The 24,180-nt window shown below is 55.2% G+C and carries 19 protein-coding genes and 1 pseudogene; 11 read left to right on the forward strand and 9 right to left on the reverse strand.

Going from position 1 to position 24,180, the window contains the following annotated elements; all coding sequences use genetic code 11:
• Positions 1–37: 37 nt before the first annotated feature.
• From QJ48_RS14965 to QJ48_RS14975, 3 genes and pseudogenes are all read right to left on the reverse strand, one after another.
• The gene (locus QJ48_RS14965) at positions 38–1,567 is read right to left on the reverse strand and encodes a hypothetical protein (RefSeq protein WP_054974367.1); all 1,530 of its coding nucleotides are present in this window, start codon (positions 1,565–1,567) and stop codon (positions 38–40) included.
• Positions 1,568–1,696: 129 nt separating this feature from the next.
• Positions 1,697–4,285, reverse strand: coding sequence for a YhgE/Pip domain-containing protein (locus QJ48_RS14970; RefSeq protein ID WP_082420511.1), 2,589 nt, complete (start codon positions 4,283–4,285; stop codon positions 1,697–1,699).
• 160 nt (positions 4,286–4,445) lie between these two features.
• Positions 4,446–4,958 (reverse strand): annotated as a pseudogene (locus tag QJ48_RS14975) (Rpn family recombination-promoting nuclease/putative transposase); the annotation flags it as partial.
• A gap of 114 nt (positions 4,959–5,072) precedes the next feature.
• Here QJ48_RS14975 and QJ48_RS14980 point away from each other — a divergent pair.
• The 7 genes from QJ48_RS14980 to QJ48_RS15010 all read left to right on the forward strand — a co-directional run bounded on the left by QJ48_RS14980 (position 5,073) and on the right by QJ48_RS15010 (position 12,196).
• A complete protein-coding gene (locus QJ48_RS14980) occupies positions 5,073–5,552 on the forward strand; it encodes an NUDIX hydrolase (RefSeq protein ID WP_054974369.1) in 480 nt (159 codons plus the stop codon).
• 210 nt (positions 5,553–5,762) lie between these two features.
• Positions 5,763–6,506 (forward strand): MBL fold metallo-hydrolase, encoded by a 744-nt coding sequence (locus QJ48_RS14985; RefSeq protein ID WP_237762921.1) that lies wholly within the window; start codon positions 5,763–5,765, stop codon positions 6,504–6,506.
• Positions 6,507–6,532: 26 nt separating this feature from the next.
• Complete coding sequence (locus QJ48_RS14990) at positions 6,533–7,390, forward strand: Cof-type HAD-IIB family hydrolase (RefSeq protein WP_082420513.1); 858 nt, start codon at positions 6,533–6,535, stop codon at positions 7,388–7,390.
• 116 nt (positions 7,391–7,506) lie between these two features.
• Positions 7,507–8,571 carry an ABC transporter substrate-binding protein gene (locus tag QJ48_RS14995; RefSeq protein WP_054974372.1) on the forward strand — a complete coding sequence of 355 codons (1,065 nt, stop codon included), beginning with the start codon at positions 7,507–7,509 and terminating at the stop codon, positions 8,569–8,571.
• Positions 8,572–8,590: 19 nt separating this feature from the next.
• Positions 8,591–10,348 carry an iron ABC transporter permease gene (locus tag QJ48_RS15000; RefSeq protein WP_054974373.1) on the forward strand — a complete coding sequence of 586 codons (1,758 nt, stop codon included), beginning with the start codon at positions 8,591–8,593 and terminating at the stop codon, positions 10,346–10,348.
• The gene (locus QJ48_RS15005; protein WP_054974374.1) at positions 10,345–11,391 is read left to right on the forward strand and encodes an ABC transporter ATP-binding protein; all 1,047 of its coding nucleotides are present in this window, start codon (positions 10,345–10,347) and stop codon (positions 11,389–11,391) included. The genes QJ48_RS15000 and QJ48_RS15005 overlap by 4 nt, the downstream gene beginning before the upstream one ends.
• Positions 11,392–11,434: 43 nt before the next feature.
• Positions 11,435–12,196 carry a Cof-type HAD-IIB family hydrolase gene (locus tag QJ48_RS15010; RefSeq protein ID WP_054974375.1) on the forward strand — a complete coding sequence of 254 codons (762 nt, stop codon included), beginning with the start codon at positions 11,435–11,437 and terminating at the stop codon, positions 12,194–12,196.
• Positions 12,197–12,289: 93 nt separating this feature from the next.
• Here the strand turns inward: QJ48_RS15010 and QJ48_RS15015 are convergent, their stop codons facing one another.
• Entirely contained in the window at positions 12,290–12,628 is a 339-nt protein-coding gene (locus QJ48_RS15015; RefSeq protein WP_054974376.1) for a hypothetical protein, read from the reverse strand.
• A 43-nt stretch (positions 12,629–12,671) separates the two neighbouring features.
• The gene (locus tag QJ48_RS15020) at positions 12,672–13,622 is read right to left on the reverse strand and encodes a sugar-binding transcriptional regulator (protein ID WP_054974377.1); all 951 of its coding nucleotides are present in this window, start codon (positions 13,620–13,622) and stop codon (positions 12,672–12,674) included.
• 336 nt (positions 13,623–13,958) lie between these two features.
• Between QJ48_RS15020 and QJ48_RS15025 the strand changes: the two genes are divergently transcribed.
• Positions 13,959–14,159, forward strand: a complete 201-nt coding sequence (locus tag QJ48_RS15025; protein ID WP_054974378.1) for a cold-shock protein — start codon at positions 13,959–13,961, stop codon at positions 14,157–14,159.
• A gap of 86 nt (positions 14,160–14,245) precedes the next feature.
• A complete protein-coding gene (locus QJ48_RS15030) occupies positions 14,246–14,476 on the forward strand; it encodes a cold-shock protein (protein ID WP_054974379.1) in 231 nt (76 codons plus the stop codon).
• Positions 14,477–14,632: 156 nt separating this feature from the next.
• On the opposite strand, the gene cydC is transcribed toward QJ48_RS15030, so the two are convergent.
• The 4 genes from cydC to QJ48_RS15050 are packed head-to-tail and all read right to left on the reverse strand — an operon-like array spanning position 14,633 to position 20,516.
• A complete protein-coding gene (gene cydC, locus QJ48_RS15035) occupies positions 14,633–16,381 on the reverse strand; it encodes a thiol reductant ABC exporter subunit CydC (RefSeq protein ID WP_054974380.1) in 1,749 nt (582 codons plus the stop codon).
• Entirely contained in the window at positions 16,378–18,105 is a 1,728-nt protein-coding gene (gene cydD, locus QJ48_RS15040) for a thiol reductant ABC exporter subunit CydD (protein WP_054974381.1), read from the reverse strand. The genes cydC and cydD overlap by 4 nt, the downstream gene beginning before the upstream one ends.
• 1 nt (position 18,106) lies before the next feature.
• Positions 18,107–19,123: a cytochrome d ubiquinol oxidase subunit II gene (gene cydB, locus QJ48_RS15045; protein ID WP_054974382.1), complete on the reverse strand. Its 1,017-nt coding sequence runs from the start codon at positions 19,121–19,123 to the stop codon at positions 18,107–18,109.
• A complete protein-coding gene (locus tag QJ48_RS15050) occupies positions 19,107–20,516 on the reverse strand; it encodes a cytochrome ubiquinol oxidase subunit I (RefSeq protein ID WP_054974383.1) in 1,410 nt (469 codons plus the stop codon). Before QJ48_RS15050 ends, cydB begins: the two co-directional genes overlap by 17 nt.
• Positions 20,517–20,771: 255 nt before the next feature.
• Here QJ48_RS15050 and QJ48_RS15055 point away from each other — a divergent pair, with 255 nt between their 5' ends.
• Both QJ48_RS15055 and QJ48_RS15060 read left to right on the forward strand, forming a co-directional pair.
• Positions 20,772–22,580, forward strand: coding sequence for a sensor histidine kinase (locus QJ48_RS15055; RefSeq protein ID WP_054974384.1), 1,809 nt, complete (start codon positions 20,772–20,774; stop codon positions 22,578–22,580).
• Entirely contained in the window at positions 22,573–24,087 is a 1,515-nt protein-coding gene (locus tag QJ48_RS15060; RefSeq protein ID WP_054974385.1) for a response regulator transcription factor, read from the forward strand. The genes QJ48_RS15055 and QJ48_RS15060 overlap by 8 nt, the downstream gene beginning before the upstream one ends.
• Positions 24,088–24,180: the final 93 nt, after the last annotated feature.

Here is a 24,180-nt window from a genome sequence, read left to right on the forward strand (position 1 = left end):
TTCCCTTTTTTGCTTACTGTGTTAAAGGTTACCGGCGTTAAAAATCGCGCAGCTTATCGAAAGTGTCGAACAGCTTATCCATGTCCAACTCGACGCCTGCGGCAGACAACTGCTCCTTCGCTCCGCTGAGCAGATCCTCCAGCACCGTATAAATTTCCTCGCGCTCCACCGTTTCGATAAAGCCGCTGCTGCGGTCCATTTTGTTGAACGTTTCGGTATAGCCGGACACTAACGTGTGCAGCGCATACTCCGCATCGGCTGGTGTCATGCCGCCGCTTTGGATTTGCTCTGGTAACGTCGTCATGGCCGCCAGTGTCTTTTTGTACAGATTCATCGCTTTCTTGGCTTGGGCCGCCGTGATGTGCTCCCGTCCGTCCCAGTCGCGGAATGGATTATTGAGATTTTCAGCCAGCCATTCGGGCTTGCGCGGTTTGGTGATCGACAGGTCCAGACCTTTGGAGACTTCTTTTTTGTATTTGTCTTTAATCGCTTTGGCCGCGTCGGCGGGCAGGCTGGTCATCCATAGCCAAGTAAGGTTCGGCAGCCGGTCCGGACCGGGAAATGCTTCGCCGGAGAAGCCGAACATATCGTAGGTACTGAATATTCTAAGGCTCGTTAATTGTTCGAGTTGTTGAAGATTAACGATGTTGCCGGGTTTGCCCCATAGACGCAGCTCCTTCAGCCCAGGGTAGCTCCGGACGACCGGTCCAAGATCCAGATCCTTCGCCTGTGTCACGTGCAGCCCCGCCAAACGTTCCAGACCGAATACCGGCGGCACGTTATCCGTAAAGGCGGCCGTCAGCCATTGTCCGCCGTCTTCGGCGTGGATTTTCAGCTTGGGCGAAAGTGTGCCCGTTAACGATAGAAAGGTCAGCCCTTTATTTAAAAACAGCTCCTCCAATCCATCCGCCTGAAGGATCAGGCGCTCCAAGCTGCTGCTTCGGAGGTCGATCGACGTACAGCCGTGGTTCTCCAGTTGAAGCTCGTAAATAAACGGATTGCCGTTAACATACGGCAGCAGTGACTCATAGGGGCGGTCGGCGGCGATGCGCGTCAGGCAGGGCAGCTGTTCCAGCATGGACAAATCGGAGAACTCCCGGAACGCGACATGATTGACTGCGCTGGTCGAGCGGGCCAACTGCACGCCGCCCACGACCACCGGCGTATTGTCCTTTGCCGCTTCCTTGAACGAGCGGCGTCGAGCTTCGGGAATGCTCCGCCACTTCAATTGGTTGACCGTACTTCTGCCTATATGCCAACTGGCGCTATAGCTGTTTGTTTCTTCCGTGACGAGCGGAGGCCGGTTTCCTGCCAAAATGTAATGTTTGGGGATCTGCGCAGTGACATATGAATGTTCAAGCTGGTTGTTCCAGAAGTAATAATCGCAGTACAGCGGCTTCATCTTGTCGAGCTCTTCTTCCGTGGGCAGCTTGTCCCCGGTCCAGTCAAGCTCCAGCACGGCGGCCAGCGGCTTAGCCTTTTCCTCGATTCCGGTGACCTGACACGCGGCATAGCGCTGCAACTGCTCGACGTATACGCAATATATATCTCCGACGTTCGGCTTCAATTCAATCATCCTTTCTATTCGGCCAGTTTCCCGAGCTCTATTTATCGATAGTATACCTAGGGTCATTCAGGCGCACAAGCAAAAACGCCAACCCCCAGGGGCTGGCGTTTCCATTGAATTTTCCAGAAATCAGTGTCCAATAACACCTGAATGATGCAACTGCTTGGAGTACTTGCCCAAGAAGGACGTGAGCGCCGGCTTGAATAGATAACCTATGACCAAAAAGGCGATGAAAAATCCGACCAACGTCCAGATATCCCTCATCAGCGTCGGGTAGCTTACCCCGGCGAGCGCTTCCCGCAGCCCGCTGATCGCATAGGTAAATGGCAGCATGGAATGAATCGTTTGAAAGAAAGCCGGTGTCACCTGAATCGGGAACGTGCCCCCCGAGCCGGCGAGCTGGAGCACCAGCAGGACAACGCCGATCGATTTGCCGATATTGTTAAAGAGCGTGACCAGCGTGTACACGATCATGGAAAATACAACACAGTAAAACAGCGTAAGTCCGATGAACAAGAGGCCTTCCTGAATTTGGATTTTCAGCAAAAAGATATCCCCAAGCGCTACGATGAGTCCCTGCAGCACGGATAAGGTGGCAAACAATAGGTATTTGCCCAAGTACTCTTCGTGCGAGGTAAAGCTGAAATCCGCCGGTTGAAACTTGACAGTGAGCAGAGACGTGAGCAGCAGCGAACCGACCCACAAGCACAGCGTCGTATAGAAAGGCGTCATACCCGCTCCATAGTTGGCGATCGGGAATAACGGGTGCGTGCTCATCGTCACCGGAAGAGCAAGGAAGTTGCTATCTGCGATGCCCCGGTTTTGCAGCAGCTTGATCATGTCCTTGACATCAACCGTGCTGTCGATTTTTTGGAAGACCGCCGTCAGGTCGCTCAGGCGCTGCTGAAGGTCCGGCACGCGCTCTTTGAAATTCCGGATATCGTCCACCGCCACTTTGCCTCCGGATGACATGCTTGTCATCAAATCCTTCGCCGCAGCCAAATCGTCCTGCGTGTTGCCAAGAATCACGTTCACATCGGCGAGAAGGATGGAGCCCTTTTGCAGATAGGATTCCGTTTTCGGAAGCAGGGTCTGGTCGAGCGCAAGTGACACTTTGCCGATATCTCCCGCAATCGCAAAGTTCATCCGGGTAAGATCCGGCAGCAGCTTTTCCAGGTTCTGATTGTTTGCGATGTTCTTCCGGAGTTCGGCAGTCTTGCCTTTCCACTCCTCCAGCCTTTGGGCCAGACGTTTCAAGTCCTTGCTAAGCTGAAACGAGCCTTTGGCGGAGGATTGGGCCAACGAATTGGCATTTTTAAGAATCCTGTTTTCCATGTCCATCATCGCTTCGATGCTTCTGGATAGCTTGCCGTCCACATCGGCCTTTTTATAGGCCAGCGTCGTATTTAAATTTCTGGTAAACGAGCTGATCTCGGCAGACAGCTGCCGCATTTTTTCCAGATTGTCGCGGAGACGGGCAAACGTCCGGATGTTCAACGCTTCATCGATCGGAGCAAGCAGCTCATTGACGGTCGTCTGAAATTTGGTGATTTTATCCAAAACCCGGTCATTGACCGGCTGAATTTTATTTAAAATTTTCTCTGCCGCATTCACATTCTTGATATTCGCTTTCAAATCCGACAGAAGCCCCCGGTACAAATCCAGCTCTATGACGATATCCGTCGCCATTGCAAGAGTTTCATTGGGCACCGTTACACCCGCTTTTTCAAGCTGCTCCGAAGTATCCTTCACCCGCTGCTGCAACTGATCGAGATCCGTGACGGCATTGTCGAGCTGGGTGAGCACCTCCGGTTTATACAATGTCAGTTGGTCGTTCACGTCCTCGGTCGTCTCGGTTAATTTGTTGAAAATCGTCTGAAGCAGATACAAATTCTCTTTCACATTCGGTGCGATTTCTTTTAAGTCGTCGCTGGCCTTGTACATATCCTTGCTTAATCCGTCGTTCAGCTCGATGAGTTTGCCGAGCGTATCCTGAACCGCAGGAACATGACCTGCCGTCTTATCCATCTGGGTAAAACCGTTCTCTGCCCGATTCAGCATCTCGTCCAGATTTTGATTCAACTTCGGCATATTTTCATTCAGGGTGTAAAGCAAATTTTTGTATTTTTCGATCTGCGGGTACTGCTGATCCAGCTCGGCGCCGGCTTTATTCAGCGTTTCGAACACTTTTCCCGTCACCGTCTCGACAAAGGAGGTGCTGATCTCCCGCTGGATCGTCGAGGCGCCCGCATCCGTCATTTTCGCGGCGATGGCATTCTCTTTTTCGTTAACATAGTATTCCAGTTCGGGCTTAACCGGCTGGTCGCTGAGCATCGTGCTCATTTTCAGCGAAAAATCGTCGGGAATCACAATGGTGGCGTACACCTCGCCATGTTCCGCCTTGGCTATGCCCTCGTCCTTCGTATTATAGAAGGTCCAGCCGAGCTTTTCGTTCTGCTGCAGCGAATGAATGATTTCGTCCCCGATGTTGAAGGTAATCCCTTTGAGCGTGCCACCCTTGTCGTTGTTGACGACTCCGACCTTGATGCCCTTCGTATTGGAGTAGGGGTCCCAGGAAGCATAAATGTTAATCCAAGCGTAAAGCGATGGCAAAAGAACTAGCCCGCAAACCACCGTCAGGGTGACCCAATTCGTAACAATACGCCGGATATCGTAAGTATATATGCGCAAAACCGTCCGTAGAGAAACTTTTCGCATTGTTTTCTGTACCTTTCATTGTGCCAGGAGAACAAGCTCCCTATATTTTTACGTATAGTATAGTATTATACAACATTCCTGGTGCATTTGAAGCGATATAATTAGGAAGAAGCAAAACCGCCAACCTCGAAAGGCTGGCGGTTTCGTATCCGAAGATGGCTCACATCGGTTTCAAGGCGTGAATCTCTTCTTCCGTTAATCCGGTCGCTTTAACGATCAATTGAACATCGAGGCCCATCGACAGCATGTTTTTGGCGACTTCAATTTTTCCTTCCGTCTTCGCTCCTTCAATCATCGAGGCTTCGTCGTGCAAATATTTTTGCCTCGCTTCGTACAGCCTGCGGGCTTCGGCGTCCTGACTCAGGAATTCGAGCGTCGTCATCGCCTTTTTCAAAGTCGGTTCGTTCATGGCCAGCACCTCCCAGTTGGATTTATCCGCGCCTTTCAGGAACAACAGCCAGTTGACCAGGCCGCCTTCCACCGGAACGGCGCGATCGTCAAGCTTCGGCAGCTCGATAAAGTGTACCTCGATGTCGTCGATCAGGGGAATCAGCGTATGATCCTCCCGCAGGTGAAAGACGCTGTGGTAACGGTCGTTGGGCAGGATTGAAAAGTTTAAAATATTGATCGTGACGCACTTCTTCAAGGCTTTGTAGGTCTGCCCCTCTTGAAGCATTATACCACGCTGTGATTTTGTTAGACACAGGATTTAGGAGGACGGAAAAGTCGGCCTCGCTCTTTTTGGACCTTGGCAGCATACACTACTCCCATAGGAGGTGGAGCGGTTATGCCGTCGAAAACAAGCATTCGGGCAGGCTTTGTCATCTTCGACGATGCCGGCAGAGTTCTTCTGGTTCGTCATGCGGACGGGAAAAGGAAATGGGGGCTGCCGGGAGGCCGGCAAAGAGAGGGAGAGGCGGCATGGGAGACCGCTATCCGCGAGTGCCAGGAAGAAATCCAGGTAGCGATGCATCCCGTTGATTTTACGCTGTCGGGCATCTATTATTTATCCGGGCGCAACACCTATGTTTTTGACTTTAAAGTAACGGAATGGGAGGGGACGCCGGTGCCGGACGGTAAAGAAATCGCCGAAGTCGGATTTTTCCTGGTGGATAAGCTCCCTGCGCCCATCTCCAAGTTTACCGTGCAAAGGATAAGAGACGCCGCCCGCAATCAAGGGGACGTCGTCTTAAAGAAACAGCAAGTTAAGTCGGAGCCGAATAAAGCCAGTAGCACCGTTTATCGATTGTCCGAATCGGATAGGTAGCGAAAAAGAGTTCCGCCATGACGCCATGATGGAGCTCTTTTTCATGCTTTAAACCTTACATGTGCTTCCTCCAATGCTCCTGTCTATGCAAGGCTTGTCCGGGTCATTTACAGTATCTTAACTTGACCCTCCACCCCTTTAGACCTATATTTATGACAAATGTACACGACAAGAACAAATGTAAACAGCGATGGAAAACGACAACTTGAGGTGAGGGCATTGCAGGTAACGATTTTAGGCTACTGGGGAGGGTATCCCTCTGCCGGCGGAGCAACTGCGGGATACTTGGTCACAACGGACGAGGGGCAGATTTTGCTGGATTGTGGAAGCGGGGTGATGAGCCGGCTTTCTTACCATACGAGTGTTGAGCGGCTGTCCGGCGTCATTTTGTCCCACTTGCATCACGATCATATGGCGGATATCGGGATATTGCAATACGCCGCCGTCGGAGCTCTCCGCACGAACCGGATGAGCGAGAAGCTCAAGCTCTTCGCGCCGGAGGAGCCGTCGGACATGCTCGCCAAGCTGCATGGTCCGCATTCGGATATCACGCCAATCCGCCCGGATTTGAAAGTCCGGCTCGCGGGCGCGGACATCGAATTCGTCCCTGTCGAGCACACGATTTCCTGTTTTGCGGTCAAAATCACGTACAGAGGCAAGGTCCTCGTCTATTCGGGCGATACCTCTTATTGCGAATCGTTGATTGAGCTGGCCAGGGACGCGGATATTTTTCTCTGTGAAGCGACGATCTGCGAAGGCAGCTACCATACGACGGGACAAGGACATATGGACGCCGGTCAAGCGGCCGCGATTGCCGAGAAAGCACGCGTGAAGAAGCTGGTGCTCGTGCATTTGCCCAGCGACGGGAATTTCGAGCTGATGAAACAAACGGCAAGCGCCGTCTTCGGCGGTCCGGTGTTTCTGCCCGACTCGGCCAGCATGTACACGGTCTAACCTACACATTGAAACGGAGCGAAACCATGTATCGACTACTCGCCTTGGATATGGACGGCACGCTGCTGAACCGCAGCAAAATCATCACGCCCGCCGTTTGCGACGCTTTGCAAACAGCGATTCGAGAGGGGGTGAACGTCACCATCGCTTCGGGGCGCTTCCCCGCATCGGTCTGGCTCCACGCCCGGCATATAGGGATGAACGGCTGCTTGATTGCCTTCAACGGCGCAGTCATTCTGGATGCGGAATCCGGCGAACGGGTGCAAGGCTTTCCGATCCAGCCCGATGCGGCAAGACGTATCGCGGAGCTGGCGGCTGAAGCGGGCGCATATGTACATTTTTACGGTTACCGTACGCTGTTTGTAGAGCAAATAAATGAGATGAACGCGAGTTGGCCGCTGGCTAATGTCGTCATCGACCCGGACCTGCCGTTGATCTACGAGAACTATCGGGAGCAAGCCGACCTTATCCAAGTGAAGCAGGCGGGCCCTCTGGCCGCCTTCGCCGAAGCCGTGTCCGAACCGCTATACAAAGCGACGATCATTAGCGAAGACCCCGAATTGCTGGTCAGGCTATACGACGAGCTGCGGTCGTGGGACGAATTGGCTTTGACGAAAACGGGACAGCGGCGCTTCGATATCAATGCGGCCGGCGTCAGCAAGCGAACGGCGCTCGAAGCGCTGTGCCGGATGTACGGGATGCATACGGCTGAAATCGCGGCGATCGGCGATTACGATAATGATATGGCCATGCTCCAGTGGGCGGGGCTTGGCATTGCGATGGCGAACAGCAGCGACCGGGTGAAGCAAGCCGCGGACGCGGTGACGGCAAGCAACGAGGAAGACGGCGTGGCTGAAGCGGTTTGGCGCTACCTTTTATCCTGAGTTACCGGATCGGTTCATAAGGTGTTTATAAATGTTGATATTCAAGTTAACAGCCGTTTGACAAATGCTCTATATACTGAACATATACACATACAAATCCATCGCGTAGGGAGAGAATGAGGTTGTTGAAAAAAGGTTCTTTACTGGTGAGCTTGACGGCATTACTCGTATTCAGCGGTTGCGGCACGAGCGGGCAGCCGGCGGCGAACCAAGGAGCGCAGTCCGGCGGGAAGCAGGAGCCTGCCAAGCAAGAAGCGAACGGGCCCTCGGGCAAGCTTACGTTCTATACGTCCCAGCCGGAAGACGATGTCTCGAAGCTCGTCTCGGCTTTCAATAAGAAATACCCGGATGTGAAAGTGGAAAGCTTCCGTTCCGGCACCGAAGAAGTCACCGCGAAGCTGCAAGCGGAGAATCAAGCGGGCAAAGTGCAGGCCGACGTTCTCCTGCTGGCCGACGCCGTGACGTTCGAAGGCTTGAAAAAGCAAAATCTGCTCGCTTCCTATAAATCGCCCGAGCTGGCAAAAGTCCCGAAAGATCTCGTCGATCCGGACGGCGCCTATTCAGGTACGAAAGTGATGGCCACCGTGCTCGCGGTCAACACTCAGAAGGTAAAAACGCCGCCGACTTCGTGGAAGGCGCTCGCCGCGGCCGAGAGCAAAGATGCCGCCATCATGCCGAGCCCGCTGTACTCCGGCGCAGCGGCGTATAACGTCGGCGTTCTGTCCCGTACGGACGGCTTCGGCTGGGATTTCTTCAAGAGCCTGAAAGCGAACAACGTTTCAGTCGTCAAAGGAAACGGCGCCGTGCTGAACGCCGTAGCCGGCGGGGAAAAATCGTACGGCATGGTCGTCGATTATCTCGTCGCCCGCGAGAAGGCGAAAGGCTCCCCGGTTGAGTTGGTGTATCCTTCGGAAGGCGTTCCGGTCATTACCGAGCCGATCGGCATTTTGAAAAATGCGGCCAACGAAAAAGCGGCCCAAGCGTTCGTGGACTTCGTTCTGTCCGAGGATGGCCAAAAGCTCGCTTCCAGCATCGGGTACACGCCGATCCGCGAAGGCGTCGAAGCCCCAAAAGGACTGAAAAGCATCAATCAATTTAAAGTCATTTCTTCGGAGATTTCCAAATTGGCGGAAGCGCGCGAAGCGGACAAGAAGCAGTTCACCTCCGTCTTCGGGCAATAAGAAGCGGAGCGCATAGTCTATGATCGATTCCAAACAGATTCGGCTCGAACGGACCCATGAGGGGAAAGGAGACAAGCCCGTCCCCTTGTCTTTTCCTTCCTTTCTTTTGAAACGAATGCTTATAGGCGTCACCCTTGTTCTTCTGCTCGTCTTTTTCGTCCTGCCGATCGGCAAGCTGATCGTTTTAAGCATGCAGGGCAGCGCCGGTCCGACGCTTGCGCACTACTCGGAAATGCTGCAGCAAAGCCACCTGTGGAAAACGTTAAACGATACGTTCGTGATCGTGGCCGGCTCCTCTCTCGTCTCGATTGCGCTCGGCGTGCTGGCGGCTTGGCTGATGGCCTACAGCGACATCAAGCACAAAAAAACGCTGCACATGGCTATGCTGCTTTCTTTTATACTGCCGTCTTATGTTTTGACGCTGTCCTGGTCGTCTTTTATGGGCAACCAAGGGCTTGCGGCCAGCCTGCTGCATCTGGTGAACCCGGACGCGAAGCCGTGGAGCATGTACAGCTACGGCGGCATTATTTTCGTCATGGGAATTCATCATTTTCCGCTTGTATATTTACTGACAGTGGACGTGCTGAAAAAAATCCCGCGCGATCTGGAGTGGGCGACAAGAGCCAGCGGGGCCGGAAGATGGAAAACGTTCCGTTTGGTCACCCTTCCTCTGGCTTTGCCCGGCTTGACGGCCGGCGGGCTGCTGGCGTTTCTGGCCTCGCTCGACAACTTCGGAATCCCTGCGTTCCTGGGCATTCCGAAGCAGATTTCCGTGCTCAGCACACTCATTTACGAGGAGATTATTGGCTTCGGCCCATCCGCCTTCTCCCGCGGCGCCGCTTTATCCGTCATGCTGGGCGTGATCGCCATCATCGGCACGCTGCTGCAATGGCTAGCGGTCCGCAAAATCAAGGCGGCCGATACGGTCGTCGTCGATCACAGCCCGCGCTTTGCGCTGGGGAAGCACCGAACTTGGGTCACAGCGGCCGTATGGACGTTTCTCGCGGTCATCACGGTCGTGCCGCTTGTATCCATGATCGCCCTTTCATTGAAAAAGGCGTACGGGCTTCCGTTTCAACCGGCGAATTTGACGCTTTCGAACTATAAATACATTTTGCTCGAAAACGAAAAAGTGTGGCAGTCGATCCAAAACAGTCTGACGCTATCGGCAACGACGCTGGTTATTTGTCTCGTGTTCGGCTCCTTGCTCGCCTATGTGCGGGTGCGCAAGCCGTCGTGGCTGACCAAATCGGCGGAGCTTGCCGTGGCCCTGCCTTACACGCTGCCGGGGATCGTGTTCGGCCTAGCGATGATCTTCGCGTGGATGCAGCCCATTCCCGGCTGGAATCCCGGCATTTACGGCTCGATCCGCATTTTGTTTATCGCGTATGTATGCCGGTTCATGATTTTGCAGGTGCGGGCGGGCATTACGGCTTTCACGCAAATCGATCCTTCGATGGAGGAGGCGGCGCATATTTTCGGCGCGGGATTCTGGAAAAAGTGGGCCTTCGTCCTGCTTCCGCTTCTGTTGCCGGGGCTGCTGAGCGGCGCATTCCTCGTCTTTCTGACGGCGTTCACGGAGCTTACGGTGTCCGCGCTATTATGGTCGACCGGCTCGCAGACGATCGGCGTGACGATATTCGGCTTCGAGCAAGCCGGTAATACGCTGTATTCTACCGCATTGTCCAGCCTGATCGTCCTTTTGATTATGGTGGGGATGGGCCTTCTGCATCTGATCCGGAAGTTCTCAGCCCAAAAAGGAGTCCAGTCTTCATGAGCATTCAATTAGTAGAAGTCAGCAAAACGTTCGGAGCCTTTCAGGCGCTGAAGCCTTTAAATTTAACGATTGAGAAGGGCGAGTTCGTCGCCATTCTCGGTCCTTCCGGCTGCGGCAAAACGACGCTGCTGCGCATGCTCGCGGGCTTCGAGCAGCCGACCGCCGGGGAGATCCGCATGAACCGGACGACGGTCGCGAAGCCGGGCTTCAGCCTGCCGCCGGAGAAGCGGAGAATTGGCATGGTGTTTCAGGCTTTTGCCCTCTGGCCGCATATGAATGTGACGGAGCATATCCGGTTTCCGATCCGCCATCATAAGGAAACTCCATCGTATATTCGCGAGAGGGAGCAGGAGCGGATTGCGAGCGTGCTCCAGATGGTCGGCTTGGCGCAGCACGGCACCCGCATGCCGCACGAGCTGTCCGGCGGGCAGAAGCAGCGGGTGGCGATTGCCCGCGCGATTGCGGCGGAGCCGTCGCTGCTGCTGATGGACGAGCCGCTTAGCAGCCTGGATGCGATGCTGCGCATGGATATGCGCCGCGAGATTCAAGCGATTCACCGGCAGACCGGAACAGCCATCGTGTACGTGACCCATGACCAGGGCGAAGCGCTCGCCATGGCCGACCGGATCGTTGTGATGAAGGACGGTCGCATTGAGCAGATCGGGACGCCGCAGGACATTTACCTTCGCCCGGAAACCGAATTTGTCGCGAAGTTCGTGTCGAAGGCCAACTTGATCCGCGGCCGCTGGAACCGCGACAGCTTTGTGCCGGTAGGCTCGGACGGTACCGTTCAGTGGCAGGGCGGCCGCGTCGCCGATTATTTCAAGTCGTGCGGCATGTACCCGGTCCGGCCCGACCAGTTCAAGCTCGGTACTCCGGAGCAAGCCGGGATTTCGGGTGAAGTGACGAACGTGCAGTTTCAAGGGAAAGAATTCCATTACCATGTCCGGTCCGAGGACGGTCAATGGGAAATCAGCTCGCCGCTGCCATTTCAACTGCACGATAAGGTCTCTCTCCACTTGCCGGCGGAAGAACAGCTATAGAATTTTACTGCACCGAGGTGTTGATGTGACCCGAACGCGAAGCATGATTTTTTTTGATATCGACGGGACCTTGCTGGATCATGACAAGCGGCTGCCTGCTTCCGCGAAGGAAGCCATTCTTGCGCTGAAGGAGGCGGGGCATGAGGTCGCTTTTGCGACAGGCCGCTCTCCGTTCATGCTTGAGCCTTTGCGCCGCGAGCTCGGCATCGATTCCTTCGTCGGCTTCAACGGCCAATATGTGATGCTGCACGGCAAGCTGATTTATACGAATCCGATTCCGACGGAGGTCATCCGTTCGTTATCCGAATACGCGCTGCAGCAAGGTCATCCGCTCGTTTATTTGGACGAGGAAGGCATGAGAAGTAGCAGCAGGCGTCATCCGTACGTCGAGGAAAGCATTGGAACGCTGCAGTATCCGCATCCCGAATACGATCCGCTTTTTTACGCAGACCGGGACATTTACCAAACGATGCTGTTTTGCACCGAGCAGGACGAATCCGGCTACATCGAGCGGTTCCGGAAGCTGGACTTTGTCCGTTGGCACCGGCTGTCCATGGACGTGCTTCCTTTCGGCGGCTCCAAAGCGCAGGGCATCGAGCGGTTCATTGACAAGCTCGGCTTTCGGCGAGAGCAGGTGTACGCCTTCGGCGACAACCTGAACGATCTGGAGATGCTCCAATATGTAGGCCACAGTGTGGCGATGGGGAACTCGCCGGAATCCGTGAAAAAAGTGGCGCGTTACATAACAAAGGATGTCGGTCATGACGGCATTGCGTATGGGCTTGAGCTTGTGGGCTTGTTGTAGGCAGTATATATAGAAGAAACCTTCAATCCGCTTGCGTGGGTTGAAGGTTCTTTCTATGTGCGGATATGGGAAAAAGCCTTTTGGCGGCCGCGCTCAGCCTTTTCTTACCCGGTACTTATGGAAAAAGCCGCGGATTTCCTTCCATTCCCGGTACACCCGGTAAGGCTTGCTGGCGACCCTCGCCGGAAGTGTGAGCAGAAACTGGCTGACATGACGCCTGTACTCTTCGGTCATTCTGGCGGGCTTGGTGCGGATTCTGGTAAACAGCTCATCGTACAGCTCATGCGAAAGATCGATCTGCATGGAAAGCCGCCGATGGCACGCCTGACACTCAATCTCGGAGATCCGTTTGTTCAGGTAGCTGATCACATGATCCTGCTCCTGCTTGCAATCGTTACAGTACAGAAAAGTTTCAAGCCGTGTCTCTTTCATGAGGCTCCCTCCGTTAGCGGTTCGTTCGGCTGCGCTCAAGGTTCTATTTTAACTTCGCGGCGAGGCTGGATGCGGTCGGCTCGTCGGTGATCAGCACATGCACGTACCCGCCTTTCAGCGCAGCAAGGATGCTGTCCACCTTGTGCAGTCCGACCGCGATGGCGATTACCAGCTTTACGGCTTTCAGATGCTCCAGCTCGATGCCGATCACTTTATTGTTGATAGGGTGGTTGCAAAGGGCCCCGTCTTGATCGATAAAGCGGGAATTGATATCGGCCACCGCGTTCAAGGCCTTCAATTGCTGCAGCACCTCTTGGTTCAAGTAGCCGATTTCTTCCATGGTCGACATGGCAAACGGATTCCCGATGCCGACCAGTGCCAGATCGATCAGCTTGCCTTCCTCCAGAACGGAAGAAATGTTCGGCAGCTCTACGATTTTATCCCGCAGCTCCTCGGTTTCCACCACCGCAGGAGCATACAGCGATTCGCATTTTACGCCCAGTTTCTTGGACAGCTCGTACGCGATCTGGTTGGAATGAATTTCGATCTTGTCGTTGCCCATCCCGCCGACAAGCGGGACGATCTTGAGGTTTTCTTTCTTTTCAAAAGGAAACTCTTTCACGACGTGGAACAGCGTCGTTCCCCACGATACGCCGATGCGCTCGGCCTGCTTCATCGCCTTGAGCACAAAACCGGCCGCCGCTTTGCCGACCGTGCTGTAGACCAGCTCCTGCTTCAAGTCGCGGGTAGGCACAACGATCGCTTGCTTGAGGTCGAAGGCCGCTTCAATTTCCTTCTCCAGATCGCCGGTTTCCAGCGTATCGTCATGAATGAGAATTTCCACGACGCCTTCGTCGCGTCCCTTCTGGAGCAGCTTGGAGACGGCGGGCCGTGAAATGCCGAATTTCACCGCAATTTTTTCCTGGGTCCAAGCTTCAAAATAGTACAGCTTCGCGATTTTCACGATTAGCTTTTTTTCCTCGGAATTTAACATGAACGACCGCCTAACATTTGTTCTCACCTCATACATTTGTAGTAACTATAAGGTTAATCAGGCGAAGGGTCAAGTTAAGAATCCGTAAAACTCGTCCTTCAACTCGGCTGCCCCGAGCTTAACGGGCATTTACTATTTTTCTAACTTTACTTCCGGTAACAAACTTGTCTTTTGGATCTAATTATGGTAAGCTTAGGTTAATCATAAATTTGACCTGTGAATTCACATATTGTAAAGGGTTATCATTTGTGTGATGGAACCTTTTTCAATATGTGAATTTTTTATTTCTTTGAAGGATAAAAAAGACATGTTAAATCAAATTTTGGAGGTCATACAATGGAAACAGGTACAGTAAAATGGTTTAATGCAGACAAGGGTTTTGGCTTTATCGAAATGGAAGGCGGCGGCGACGTATTCGTGCATTTCAGCGCGATTACAGGTGACGGCTTCAAATCGTTGGATGAGGGCCAGCGTGTTACATTCAATGTTGTACAAGGCAACCGCGGACCGCAAGCCGAAAATGTTGTAAAGCTGTAATGTAAGCCCAAGCAAACTGCCCTTAACTTGTGTTGAGGGCAGTTTTTTTAGGATCAAGGGTTTTTAAATCAAGGGAGGGGTTAACTGTGAACTTTCAAAAGAAATCGTTAGAGGATATCCCTGAGGAAATCACGACGATCTGGTCTTGCAGCAAGGAAGGATGTAAGGGCTGGATGCGGGACAACTTTGCGTTCGAGAATGTGCCGGTATGCCGGCAGTGCCATTCCTCGATGGTTCGTAGTGTGAAGATGCTGCCCTTGCTGGTCAATCCGAATGGCGACCTGAAGTCGCTCAAGAAAGGCATACAAATCTCGTAGCCCGTGCCCGCATGTCCATGCATGCAAGCGTTCCTCAAGAGCTGAAGATCTCGACGGTCACGATTCCCTTTCCCATCGTTTTAAGAACAAGGACGACCTTTTTTAGGTGGTCCTTGTTTCCATTGTACTCATCGTTTTAGCGGTTGCTGGCTGGAATTATAGAACCGGGTCGTCTGGCCGATCCAGACGGTACAAATTGCGATAGCGCGGATAGCGCTCCATGAGTTCGGCGTGCGTGCCTCTCATTTCGACGCGGCCGTTTTCCATAAATATAATTTCGTCCATCTGCTCGGCCCCGACCAGATGGTGCGTAACCCATATCAAGGATTTGTCCCGCAGCGTATCGAAAATCGTAGCCAGCAGCTCCCGCTCGGTCCGGGGATCGAGGCCGACCGTCGGTTCGTCCAGCAGCACGACCGGGGTATCTTGCAGCAGGATGCGCGCAAGCGCGATCCGCTGACGCTCGCCGCCCGAGAAGCGCTGCCCTGTTTCGTGCATGGGCGTCCGATAGCCTGCGGGAAGCGATTCGATCAGGGCGTCCAGCTTGGCGAGCTTGGCGGCCAGGCGGATGTCCTCGTCCGAGGCGTCGGGCTTCCCGAGCCGGATATTGTTCGCTACCGAAGTATCGAACAGGTGCGGGCTCTGGTTCAAGACCGAGACGACGCCGGAGATGCCGTCGCCAAGCGAATGTGTCGGCATGCCGTTCACAGCTACTTGGCCTTCCGTGGGGACGAGCGCCCCTTGAATGAGCTTCAGCAAGGTCGATTTGCCTGCGCCGCTGCGGCCGATGATCGCGATTTTCTTCCCCTGCGGAAGATCCAGAGATACGTGGTCGATTTCCCGGCGGCTTCCTGCTTCATATTGATAGCTGGCGCTATCGACCTGAATATGCGCCGTTTTGCAGAGCGTCGCGGCTACACACTCGTCCCGCACCGGGGCAGGGGGGCTTCCAGTCTGCCCGCCAATCTCCGACAGCCGGTTCAGCGACTCCCGGTACTGCGGCAGCTTCTCCACGGCCTCCGAAAGAGGCAAGAACACATCCGCCACCGGGAACACGACGAGCACGAAGGCGGCGATCAAGGTCGCGGCGATTTGCTGGTCGGCCGATTGCTGGCCTGCCCAATAGATCATGGAGACGACCATGAGCCCGACCACCCCTTGGGCGATCGCGTTTCTGCGCCGCGTCCAATCGCTCGTTCGCCGCTCCACTCCCGCCATTTCCGCTTCGTCCGTTTCGTAGCTTTGAATAAAGCTTGCCGCTCTTCCGCTGACGACCCAGTCGTTCATCCCGAGCACCGCATCGGTCAGCTTCCGGTACAGGCCGCCGCGCTGCCGCTTGATCAGCGTATGGTTCCTCCGCGTTACGGCTAAGGAAGCGACAGGCAGCAAAAGGCCGAGAATCAACAAATAAGCGGCCATCAACAGCGCGAACCTTCCGTCGAAGCAGCCCAGCGCCGCAACCGACAATACGAACACGATGAAAGCGGTCGCGCCCGGAAACACGATGCGCAGATAAACGTTTTGCAGATGCTCGATATCGTCGGCCAGCACGCCGAGCATGTCGCCCGTGCGGAAGCGGGAGCGGATGAACAGCGCCTGCGGTTCGAGGAGCCGATACAGCCGGACGCGCAAGTGCGAGATCATGCGCAGGATCGTATCGTGTCCGACGAGGCGTTCGACATAGTGCCCGACCGCCCGGCTCGTCCCGAAGGTTCGGACCAAGACGATGGGGACGTAGACCATCAAGATGTTTTCCGGCCGCAGCGCTGACTTGGAAATGAGGTAGCCGGAAGTGAACATCAGGGAAGCGGCGCACCCGGCCGTTAACGCCCCTAATGCCACAATCGCCGCGAACCGCCAGTAAAAGGCCCGCGACTCCGGGCGCAGCCAAGCTTCCCGCTTCATGATATCCCCTCCCGCTGCGATGTGATCAATTCATAGTAAATCCCTTTGTTCGCCAGCAGCTCCTCGTGCGTGCCGGTTTCGGCGACTCGCCCCTGATGCAGGACGATGATCCAGTCCATATCCGGCATCCAGTGCAAGCGGTGCGTTGCAAGAAACACCAGCTTATTCTCGAACAAGGAAAGCATCGTCTCTTTAAGCTCGTACTCCGTCTCGATGTCCAGATGAGCGGTCGGCTCATCGAGCAGCATCACCGGCCGCCGGCTTAGAAAAGCACGGGCCAAGGCGACGCGCTGCTCTTGCCCGCCGCTCAGCGGCCGCCCGCCATTGCCCACGTTTTCCCCGCTGCCGCCAGGCAAGCCGGCAACGAGTTCGGCAAGTCCGGCCGCGGCGATCGCCCGGTCGACTTCTTCCTGTGGCGCGTCCGGGGCGTAGAAGCGAATATTGTCCGCCAAAGAGCCGTGGAACAAATACGGATGCTGCGGAATGTACGTCGTTTGGTTAAGCCATGCCTCTGCGTGCATGGAACGAACCTTGCAGCCGTCAAGTTCAATATTTCCTTCCGTCGGATGCAGAAACCCGCTCAGCACGTCGATCAGCGTCGATTTCCCTGCACCGCTTTCGGCGACGATGCCGATTTTCCGCAAGCCCCGGATTCGCACGGACACGTTCTGCAGCGATGGCGGTCCTTCCGGCTCATGCTGCACCTGAATCCGGGAAAGCGTCAGCTCGCTGTCGCTGCCCCAGACGAACGAGGCCGGAAGCCCGGGTGCGGCTTTTGCCCCGGACGGCCGATCCAGAATCGCCCGGATCGCCTCGCCGGCTTCTTTGCCGTTCAAGGTGGCATGGTAATCGGCCCCCGCCAAGCGGACGGGGAGGAAATACTCCGGCGCCAAAATAAGCACCGTGAGCCCCGTTACCAACATGAGGTCGCCGTTCACCAGCCGCAGCCCCAAGCTGACAGCCACCGAGGCGACGGACAGCATGGTGAAGAAATCGAGCGCAAACGACGACAAGAACGCCACGCGCAGGGTGCGCATCGTCGCCGAGCGGTATTTGTCGCTCACCCGCCCGATCGTCTTGCCGTGCGAGCGGCTGCGGCCGAGCACCTTCAGCGTCTCCAGCCCGCGGAGCGAATCGACAAAATGATTCGACAAGACGCGGTAGGACTGCCACTGCTGCTGCATTTGCTTGCGCGCGGCGAGTCCGATCAAGATCATGAACGCGATGAGAATCGGCATCGTCACGAGCAAAATGACGCCTGATACGGCATCGAGCCAGAACACGTACGCCAGCACGACCGCAGGGGTAACCCCCGCGGAAGGCATGCGGGGAATCACCAGCTCCAGAAAAGTGCGGAACCGCGAGATGCCGTCCAGCACCAACGTAACCAGATTGCCCGTGCCCTCCGTTTTGGCGAACCTTGGCCCGAGCTCGAACAGCTTCTCCATCAGCTGCTTGCGCAGGCTCGCGCCCGTCTTTTCGGCATAGCGATAGGCGATCTTCTGCTGGACGAGTCCCGTCGCCTGACGGAGCAGAAATGCGAGCAGAAACAGCAGCGCGGTCCCTGTCAGCTCCTGCAGCGGCGTACCGGCAAAAAGGGCGGAGACGACCTCCGCCAGCCATGCCGCCTGACCTAGGATGGCGGCGCTCTGCACCAAAGTCAGCAAGGTCATGATGACGAGAACCGGCTTGATTCCTTGATAACCGAGCAGCGCCTTTCCCATATTAGTACTCCAGGTGCTGCTTTTCGTGCACGCGTTTGTGGAAGACGAAGTAGCTCCAGATCTGATAGCCGAGCACGAAAGGAAGCAGGCCCAAAGCGACATACGTCATCACTTTTAGCGAATACGGACCGGAAGCCGCATTGTGGATCGTCAGGTTAAACGCGCTGTCGATGGAGCTGATCATCACCCTTGGAAACAGTCCGATGAACACGGCAACGATCGCCAGAGCGATCACGGCTCCCGTCATGCCGAACGCCCAGCCGTCCTTCTTCTTGGCGTTAAAGGCGCCGGCCAGTACGAACGCGGCGACCCCGGCAACGGCCATGACCGTCAAAATTCCGCCGCGGACCTGAAATACGTCCGTCATCGCGTAGGTCATCGCCCCGAATACCGCCAGCAGCCCCGCAAGCGGGATCAGCAGCCGGCCGCCCAGCGCGCGCGCCCGCTCCTGCAAGTCTCCCGTCGTCCGCAGCGTCGTAAACATCAGGCCGTGCACGAGGCACAGCACCGTGACCGTCACTCCGCCGATGACGCTGTAGATGTTCACGATATCGAACAATCCGGCGCGCATTTCCATCTGCCCGTCGATCGGCAGGCCTTTCAGCAGGCAGGCGAAGACGACGCCGAGCAGGAACGGAGGCAGCAGACTGCCCATGAAGATGACGCCGTCCCAGGTCTTCTTCCAGCGCTGATTGTCGACCTTGCCGCGAAACTCGAAGGCGACGCCCCGGCCGATCAAGGCCAGCAGAAGAACGACAAGCGGCGTGTTAAAGCCGCTGAACAGCGTGGCGTACCAGTTGGGGAAAGCCGCGAACATCGCGCCGCCCGCCGTCAGCAGCCAGACTTCGTTCGCGTCCCAGAACGGGCCGATCGAATTAATGAGTACGCGGCGCTGTCCGTCGGTTTTGCCCAGCAGCGACGCAGACATGCCCACCCCGAAATCGAAGCCCTCCAGAAAGAAGAAGCCGACGAACAAAACCGCTACAAGAATAAACCAAAGCTCATTTAGAGAAAGCATGTTGTCCCTCCCTGTCGAATGGATCGTCCGCATGCGCGATTTCGGCATGATCGACGGCATTCGGCCCTTTTTTGATCACTCGGATGAATAAGTAGGCCATGACGATAGCGAGCACCGTATAGGCGGCGGTGAACGAGATCAGCGAGAACAGCACCTGTCCGGCGCTGACGCTCGGGGACACCCCGTCCTCGGTGCGCATAAGCCCGAATACGGCCCACGGCTGACGGCCGATCTCCGTCATAATCCAGCCCGACGTGTTGGCGATGAACGGCATGGAGATCCCCCACACCATCGCGTGCAGGAACCATTTGCCCGCTTGCTCCAGCTTGTTGCGGGCCGCGAGATAGCAGCCGTACAGGCCCAGCAAAATCATGAGAGAGCCGGCGGCTACCATAATGCGGAAGCTCCAGAACGTCGTGCGCACCGGCGGAATGTAGTTGCCCGGACCGTACTTTTGCTCGTATTCCGCTTGAAGGTCTTTCATCCCCGGCACGCTGCCGGAAAACTTGCTGTACGACAAATAGCTGAGCAGATACGGAACCTTGATTTCCATCGTATTCTGCTGCTTCACCGGATCGATGAACGCCGTGACCGTCCAAGGCGCAGGATCGCTGCTCGTTTCCCAGAGGCCTTCGCTGGCCGCCATTTTCATCGGCTGGGTGGCAACCAGGTATTGCGCCTGCTGGTGACCGAACAGCGCGACGGCGACGGAGGAGATCAAGGCGATCACGATCGCGAGTTGGAATGACTTTTTGAAGAAAGACACGTCTTGGCGCTTCAGCAGCTTCCAGGCGCTGATCCCGGCCACCAGAAAGGAACCGGTCAGAAAAGCGCCGAACACCGTATGCGGGAATTCCCACCACAGCTGGCCGTTCGTGATCAGAGCGAGGAAGTCGTTCATTTCCGCTCGTCCGTTATTGACCGTGAAGCCTACCGGACGCTGCATGAACGAGTTGGCCGCGAGAATCCAGAACGCTGACAGCGTCGTGCCGATGGACACCAGCCAGATGCAGGCCAAGTGGACCTTCTTCGACAGCCGCTCCCATCCGAAGATCCACAAGCCGATGAACGTCGATTCCATGAAGAACGCCAGCAGCGCCTCGATGGCCAGCGGAGCGCCGAAGACGTCCCCGACGAACCGCGAATAACTCGACCAGTTCATGCCGAACTGGAATTCCTGCAAAATCCCGGTGACCACGCCGACGGCGAAATTGATCAGAAACAATTTGCCCCAGAACTTAGCCATCCGTTTATATTCTTCCTGGCCTTTGACTACGTACATCGTCTCCATAATCGCAATCATCAGCGCTAATCCGATCGAGATGGGCACGAAAATAAAGTGAAAAATCGTCGTTGCGGAAAACTGTATGCGCGAGAGCATCACTACATCCATGGGATTCCTATTCCACCTTTCTCCTGAACTTGTTGTTTTGGCAAACCGTCACGGATTGCTGTGAGGATTGTCATGGTCTATCTCTATTGTGAGGAAAGCTTGTCCCGGAAAATATGACTTAGATCACAGTAGTCCCGGGATTATGTTTGTGAAAATCCGAACTTTTGAACTATTTTGGAACATGTCCCGATTCATTTTCAGACATGCTATAATTTAGGGATCGTAGCATAGGAACGGCAGCAGGGGGTGGGACGAATGATTGGAAGCGTATACCGGAGATATATTAAAAACAACTTGTTCATGAAGCTGCTGCTTTCGTTTGCCCTCATTACGATTCTGACCATCATCACGCTCTCGTACATGATGTATCACGTGATGTCGCAATCTGTCGTACAGCGGGAGATGGACAACCAGAAGAAGGCGATGGAAAGCGTAAACGCATTTTTGAGCGAAAAATACGAGTCGGTGCAATCGATGGTGCTTGGCGTATACCGCGATCCGAGGCTGGCTGCCGACATCTCGTATTTCCTGCAGCATGATTTTCGGGATTATATCGAGCACGGCTTGAACCGATATTATGAAGAAGATGTCGCTCCGTACGGCTTGTCCTATTTCGCCAACCGGCTGGAGGACGATCCGGATATCCGGAATCTGATGCTGTACAGCGCGGAGAAGCAGTCCTTGTATGTGTACAACCGGCAAAAATCGGCGAAGCTTCATGTGACCAATGCCGTCCATTCGTATGTCCCGGACGCGATGGCGTTGGACAACAAGAACGTCTCCGTGCCCAATCCGTGGATCCGCAAGGAAATCGATCAATGGGACCCCCGGCTGTTTGCCGTCCGGACTGCCATGAACGATAAAAACTCGCTGAAATATATCGGGCAGCTTTTGATCTATTTCGACTCCGACGGCATTTGGAAGTCGCTGGCCAGCTACAAAGAGACGCTCAAGGGGACGATTCTCGTGCTGACCCCGGACGGGCATGTCATTTTCGATTCCTCGGGCACGTATTACGGCAAGTCTTATCCTTATATGAACCAAATTCAGCAGGAGACGGGCATGCTGGAGCAGGAATCGTATATTACGACGCTGGCGCAAAACCAGGCGGGCTACGTCGTAGTCGGCGCGATTCCGAAGCAAGAGATCGCGGCCGCCTCCCAAGGCTGGAGACGAACGATTATTATCGCCAGCGTGCTGGGGATTCTGATCGCCATCCTGTTCCCGTCGCTCGTGGTGATCAATTTCGCCAAGCGGACGAACAAAATTATCCGGTTCATGAAAAAGGTCGAGACCGGAGACCTGACCTCGCGCATCATCGAGCCGAAGGAAGATGAGCTGGGCCAAATTTCCCGCAGCTTCAACGATATGCTGGACGAGCTGAACCGCTACATCGAGCGGGTGTATAAAGCCGAAATCCGGCAAAAGCATACGGAATTCGCCGCGCTTCAGGCGAGGGTCAATCCGCATTTTCTGTACAACACGCTCGAAGTGATCCGGATGCGGGCCATCTCCCAAGGCGCGCATGACGTAGGCGAGATGATCTTCAGCCTGTCGGCGCTGTTCCGCAACGTGGTGCAGCAGAAGGCCGTCTATACGCTCAAGGACGAGCTGGAGGCGTGCCGCCTGTATTTGGAGCTGTTCCGTATCCGGTATAAAGATCGATTTACTTACGCCATCGAATGCGACCGGGAGCTGTATGGAATTCCCGTCGTCAAAATGTTCCTCCAGCCGATCATCGAAAACTACATTGTTCACGGCATTGAGGCGGACCGGGACGATAACCGCGCCGTCATCCGGTTCTCTCGGGAGAACGGGACGATTCGCGTCCGGGTGGAGGACAACGGCAGAGGGATCGAGCCGCAGCGGCTCGAGGAGATCAAGGAAGCGCTCGGAGCGCCCGAAGAGGTCGGCGGATCGTTCGGACTGCGGGTCGTCTACGAGCGGCTCAAGCTGCTGCATGGAAATAGGGCCGGGATGGAGCTGAAGAGCAAGCCCGGGACCGGTACGACCGTGACCGTGTGGTTCCCGGAAAAGGAAGGAGCAGGAGAATCCAATGTATAGAGTGTTTTTGGTGGATGACGAACCTTTCATTATTGAAGGGTTGTACGATATTATCGACTGGGCCGCGTTGGGGCTCGAAATCGTCGGTCACGCGGGGAACGGGCAGAAGGCGCTGGACGCCTTGAAGCGCACGCCCGCCGACATTCTGATAACGGATATCTCGATGCCGGTCATGACGGGGCTGGAGCTTGTCCGCGCCGTCCGGGAATGGAATCCGGGTCTGAAGGTTATCATCTTGAGCGGCTTCAACGAGTTCGATTATTTGAAGGAAGGCATGCGCCTTGGGATCGAAAATTATTTGCTCAAGCCGATCGACGTGCAGGAGCTTCGTTCCACGCTGACCACGACGACGGACAAGCTGAACGCCGCGCAGGCCGAGCGCGTCTTGGGCGAACAGGACATGCGCATTCTGAAGGAGCACATTATGCACCGGTGGCTGACCGGCCAGATCGCGCCGAACGAATTCGACGAGCGCGCCGAGCTGCTGCAATTGCAGCTGAACCGTCCCTTTGTGCTTGTGGCGCTCGTCCGTTTTCCAGAGGGTGACGCGGGAGACGCCGACCTCGCCACGGAACAGAGGCGGCCGGGCTTGTCGGTCATCCCGTTTCACAATATGGACGGCGAACTGGTCGTCGTCTTTACGCTGGACGAGCCGGCGGAGGGCAAGCGCGCTGCGCTGGAGATGCTGGCCCGGATGAAGGCGGATTGCGCCGCGGCTTGCCGCATTTCGCTTGGCAGCGTGGAGCGGCTGCCTTACGAGGCGGCGCAAAGCTATGCGCATGCGAAGAAGGCGCAGGAGTTCTTCCTGCTCTATCCCGACCGTGACATTCTGGATTACGCGGAGGTCGCGGTGTCCGGCGAGACGGCCGGACTCGATTTTCCGCTGGAGTGGGCGGAATATTCCAAGCTTATTTTAGCCAAAGATAAAGATAGCTTACTCGCCCGCATCGATCAGGATTACGAACGGCTCCTGGCACAGGAGGGCATGACGCCTGCCCGGCTCCAGCAAATCTCCATCGAGCTGATGATCCGCTTCAAGATGGAGCTGAAAGCGATTAAGCATACGGATTCGTCCGAGCTTTACCAGGAAGCCTTCGACCGCGTGCTGCATGCCGGAACGGTGGACCGGATGGCCGACGCCGTGAAGACGGTGGCGGGATTAACCGTCGACTCGTTGATCCAGGACGTCCGCAGCCCCGTCATACAGCAGGTGCTGAAGCTGATTCACGATAGCTATGCCGAAGAGCTGTCGCTCAAGACGCTCAGCGGGCAGTTCAATATTCATCCGGTGTATCTCGGCCACTTGTTCCATAAGGAAACGGGCGAGAACTTTACGGAATATATCAACAAGTACCGCATCGAGAAGGCGAAGGCCTTATTGAAGGAGACGCATCTGAAAGTTCAGGAAATCGCCAAAACCGTCGGGTATTGGGAAACCAGTTATTTCTACAAACAATTCAAAAAATATGTCGGGATTTCTCCGACGGATTACAAAGGGCTGCTGTGAAGGGTGAAATCCAGCAGACCCTTTCTTTATTTTGTACAGCATACCTTTAGTTTCTTGCCTATTTGTAAATGCTTTCTTGAGTTAATGTAAAGG

The organism is Paenibacillus sp. A3 (genome assembly GCF_001399685.1).
Lineage (GTDB): Bacteria > Bacillota > Bacilli > Paenibacillales > NBRC-103111 > Paenibacillus_G.

Bases quoted from the DNA above. Each gene is read 5' to 3' on its own strand.
- QJ48_RS14970 (WP_082420511.1), bottom strand. From the start codon at position 4,285: ATGCGAAAAGTTTCTCTACGGACGGTTTTGCGCATATATACTTACGAT.
- QJ48_RS14980 (WP_054974369.1), top strand. From the start codon at position 5,073: ATGCCGTCGAAAACAAGCATTCGGGCAGGCTTTGTCATCTTCGACGAT.
- QJ48_RS14990 (WP_082420513.1), top strand. From the start codon at position 6,533: ATGTATCGACTACTCGCCTTGGATATGGACGGCACGCTGCTGAACCGC.
- QJ48_RS14995 (WP_054974372.1), top strand. From the start codon at position 7,507: ATGAGGTTGTTGAAAAAAGGTTCTTTACTGGTGAGCTTGACGGCATTA.
- QJ48_RS15000 (WP_054974373.1), top strand. From the start codon at position 8,591: ATGATCGATTCCAAACAGATTCGGCTCGAACGGACCCATGAGGGGAAA.
- QJ48_RS15005 (WP_054974374.1), top strand. From the start codon at position 10,345: ATGAGCATTCAATTAGTAGAAGTCAGCAAAACGTTCGGAGCCTTTCAG.
- QJ48_RS15010 (WP_054974375.1), top strand. From the start codon at position 11,435: ATGATTTTTTTTGATATCGACGGGACCTTGCTGGATCATGACAAGCGG.
- QJ48_RS15015 (WP_054974376.1), bottom strand. From the start codon at position 12,628: ATGAAAGAGACACGGCTTGAAACTTTTCTGTACTGTAACGATTGCAAG.
- QJ48_RS15020 (WP_054974377.1), bottom strand. From the start codon at position 13,622: ATGTTAAATTCCGAGGAAAAAAAGCTAATCGTGAAAATCGCGAAGCTG.
- QJ48_RS15025 (WP_054974378.1), top strand. From the start codon at position 13,959: ATGGAAACAGGTACAGTAAAATGGTTTAATGCAGACAAGGGTTTTGGC.
- cydC (WP_054974380.1), bottom strand. From the start codon at position 16,381: ATGAAGCGGGAAGCTTGGCTGCGCCCGGAGTCGCGGGCCTTTTACTGG.
- cydD (WP_054974381.1), bottom strand. From the start codon at position 18,105: ATGGGAAAGGCGCTGCTCGGTTATCAAGGAATCAAGCCGGTTCTCGTC.
- cydB (WP_054974382.1), bottom strand. From the start codon at position 19,123: ATGCTTTCTCTAAATGAGCTTTGGTTTATTCTTGTAGCGGTTTTGTTC.
- QJ48_RS15050 (WP_054974383.1), bottom strand. From the start codon at position 20,516: ATGGATGTAGTGATGCTCTCGCGCATACAGTTTTCCGCAACGACGATT.
- QJ48_RS15055 (WP_054974384.1), top strand. From the start codon at position 20,772: ATGATTGGAAGCGTATACCGGAGATATATTAAAAACAACTTGTTCATG.
- QJ48_RS15060 (WP_054974385.1), top strand. From the start codon at position 22,573: ATGTATAGAGTGTTTTTGGTGGATGACGAACCTTTCATTATTGAAGGG.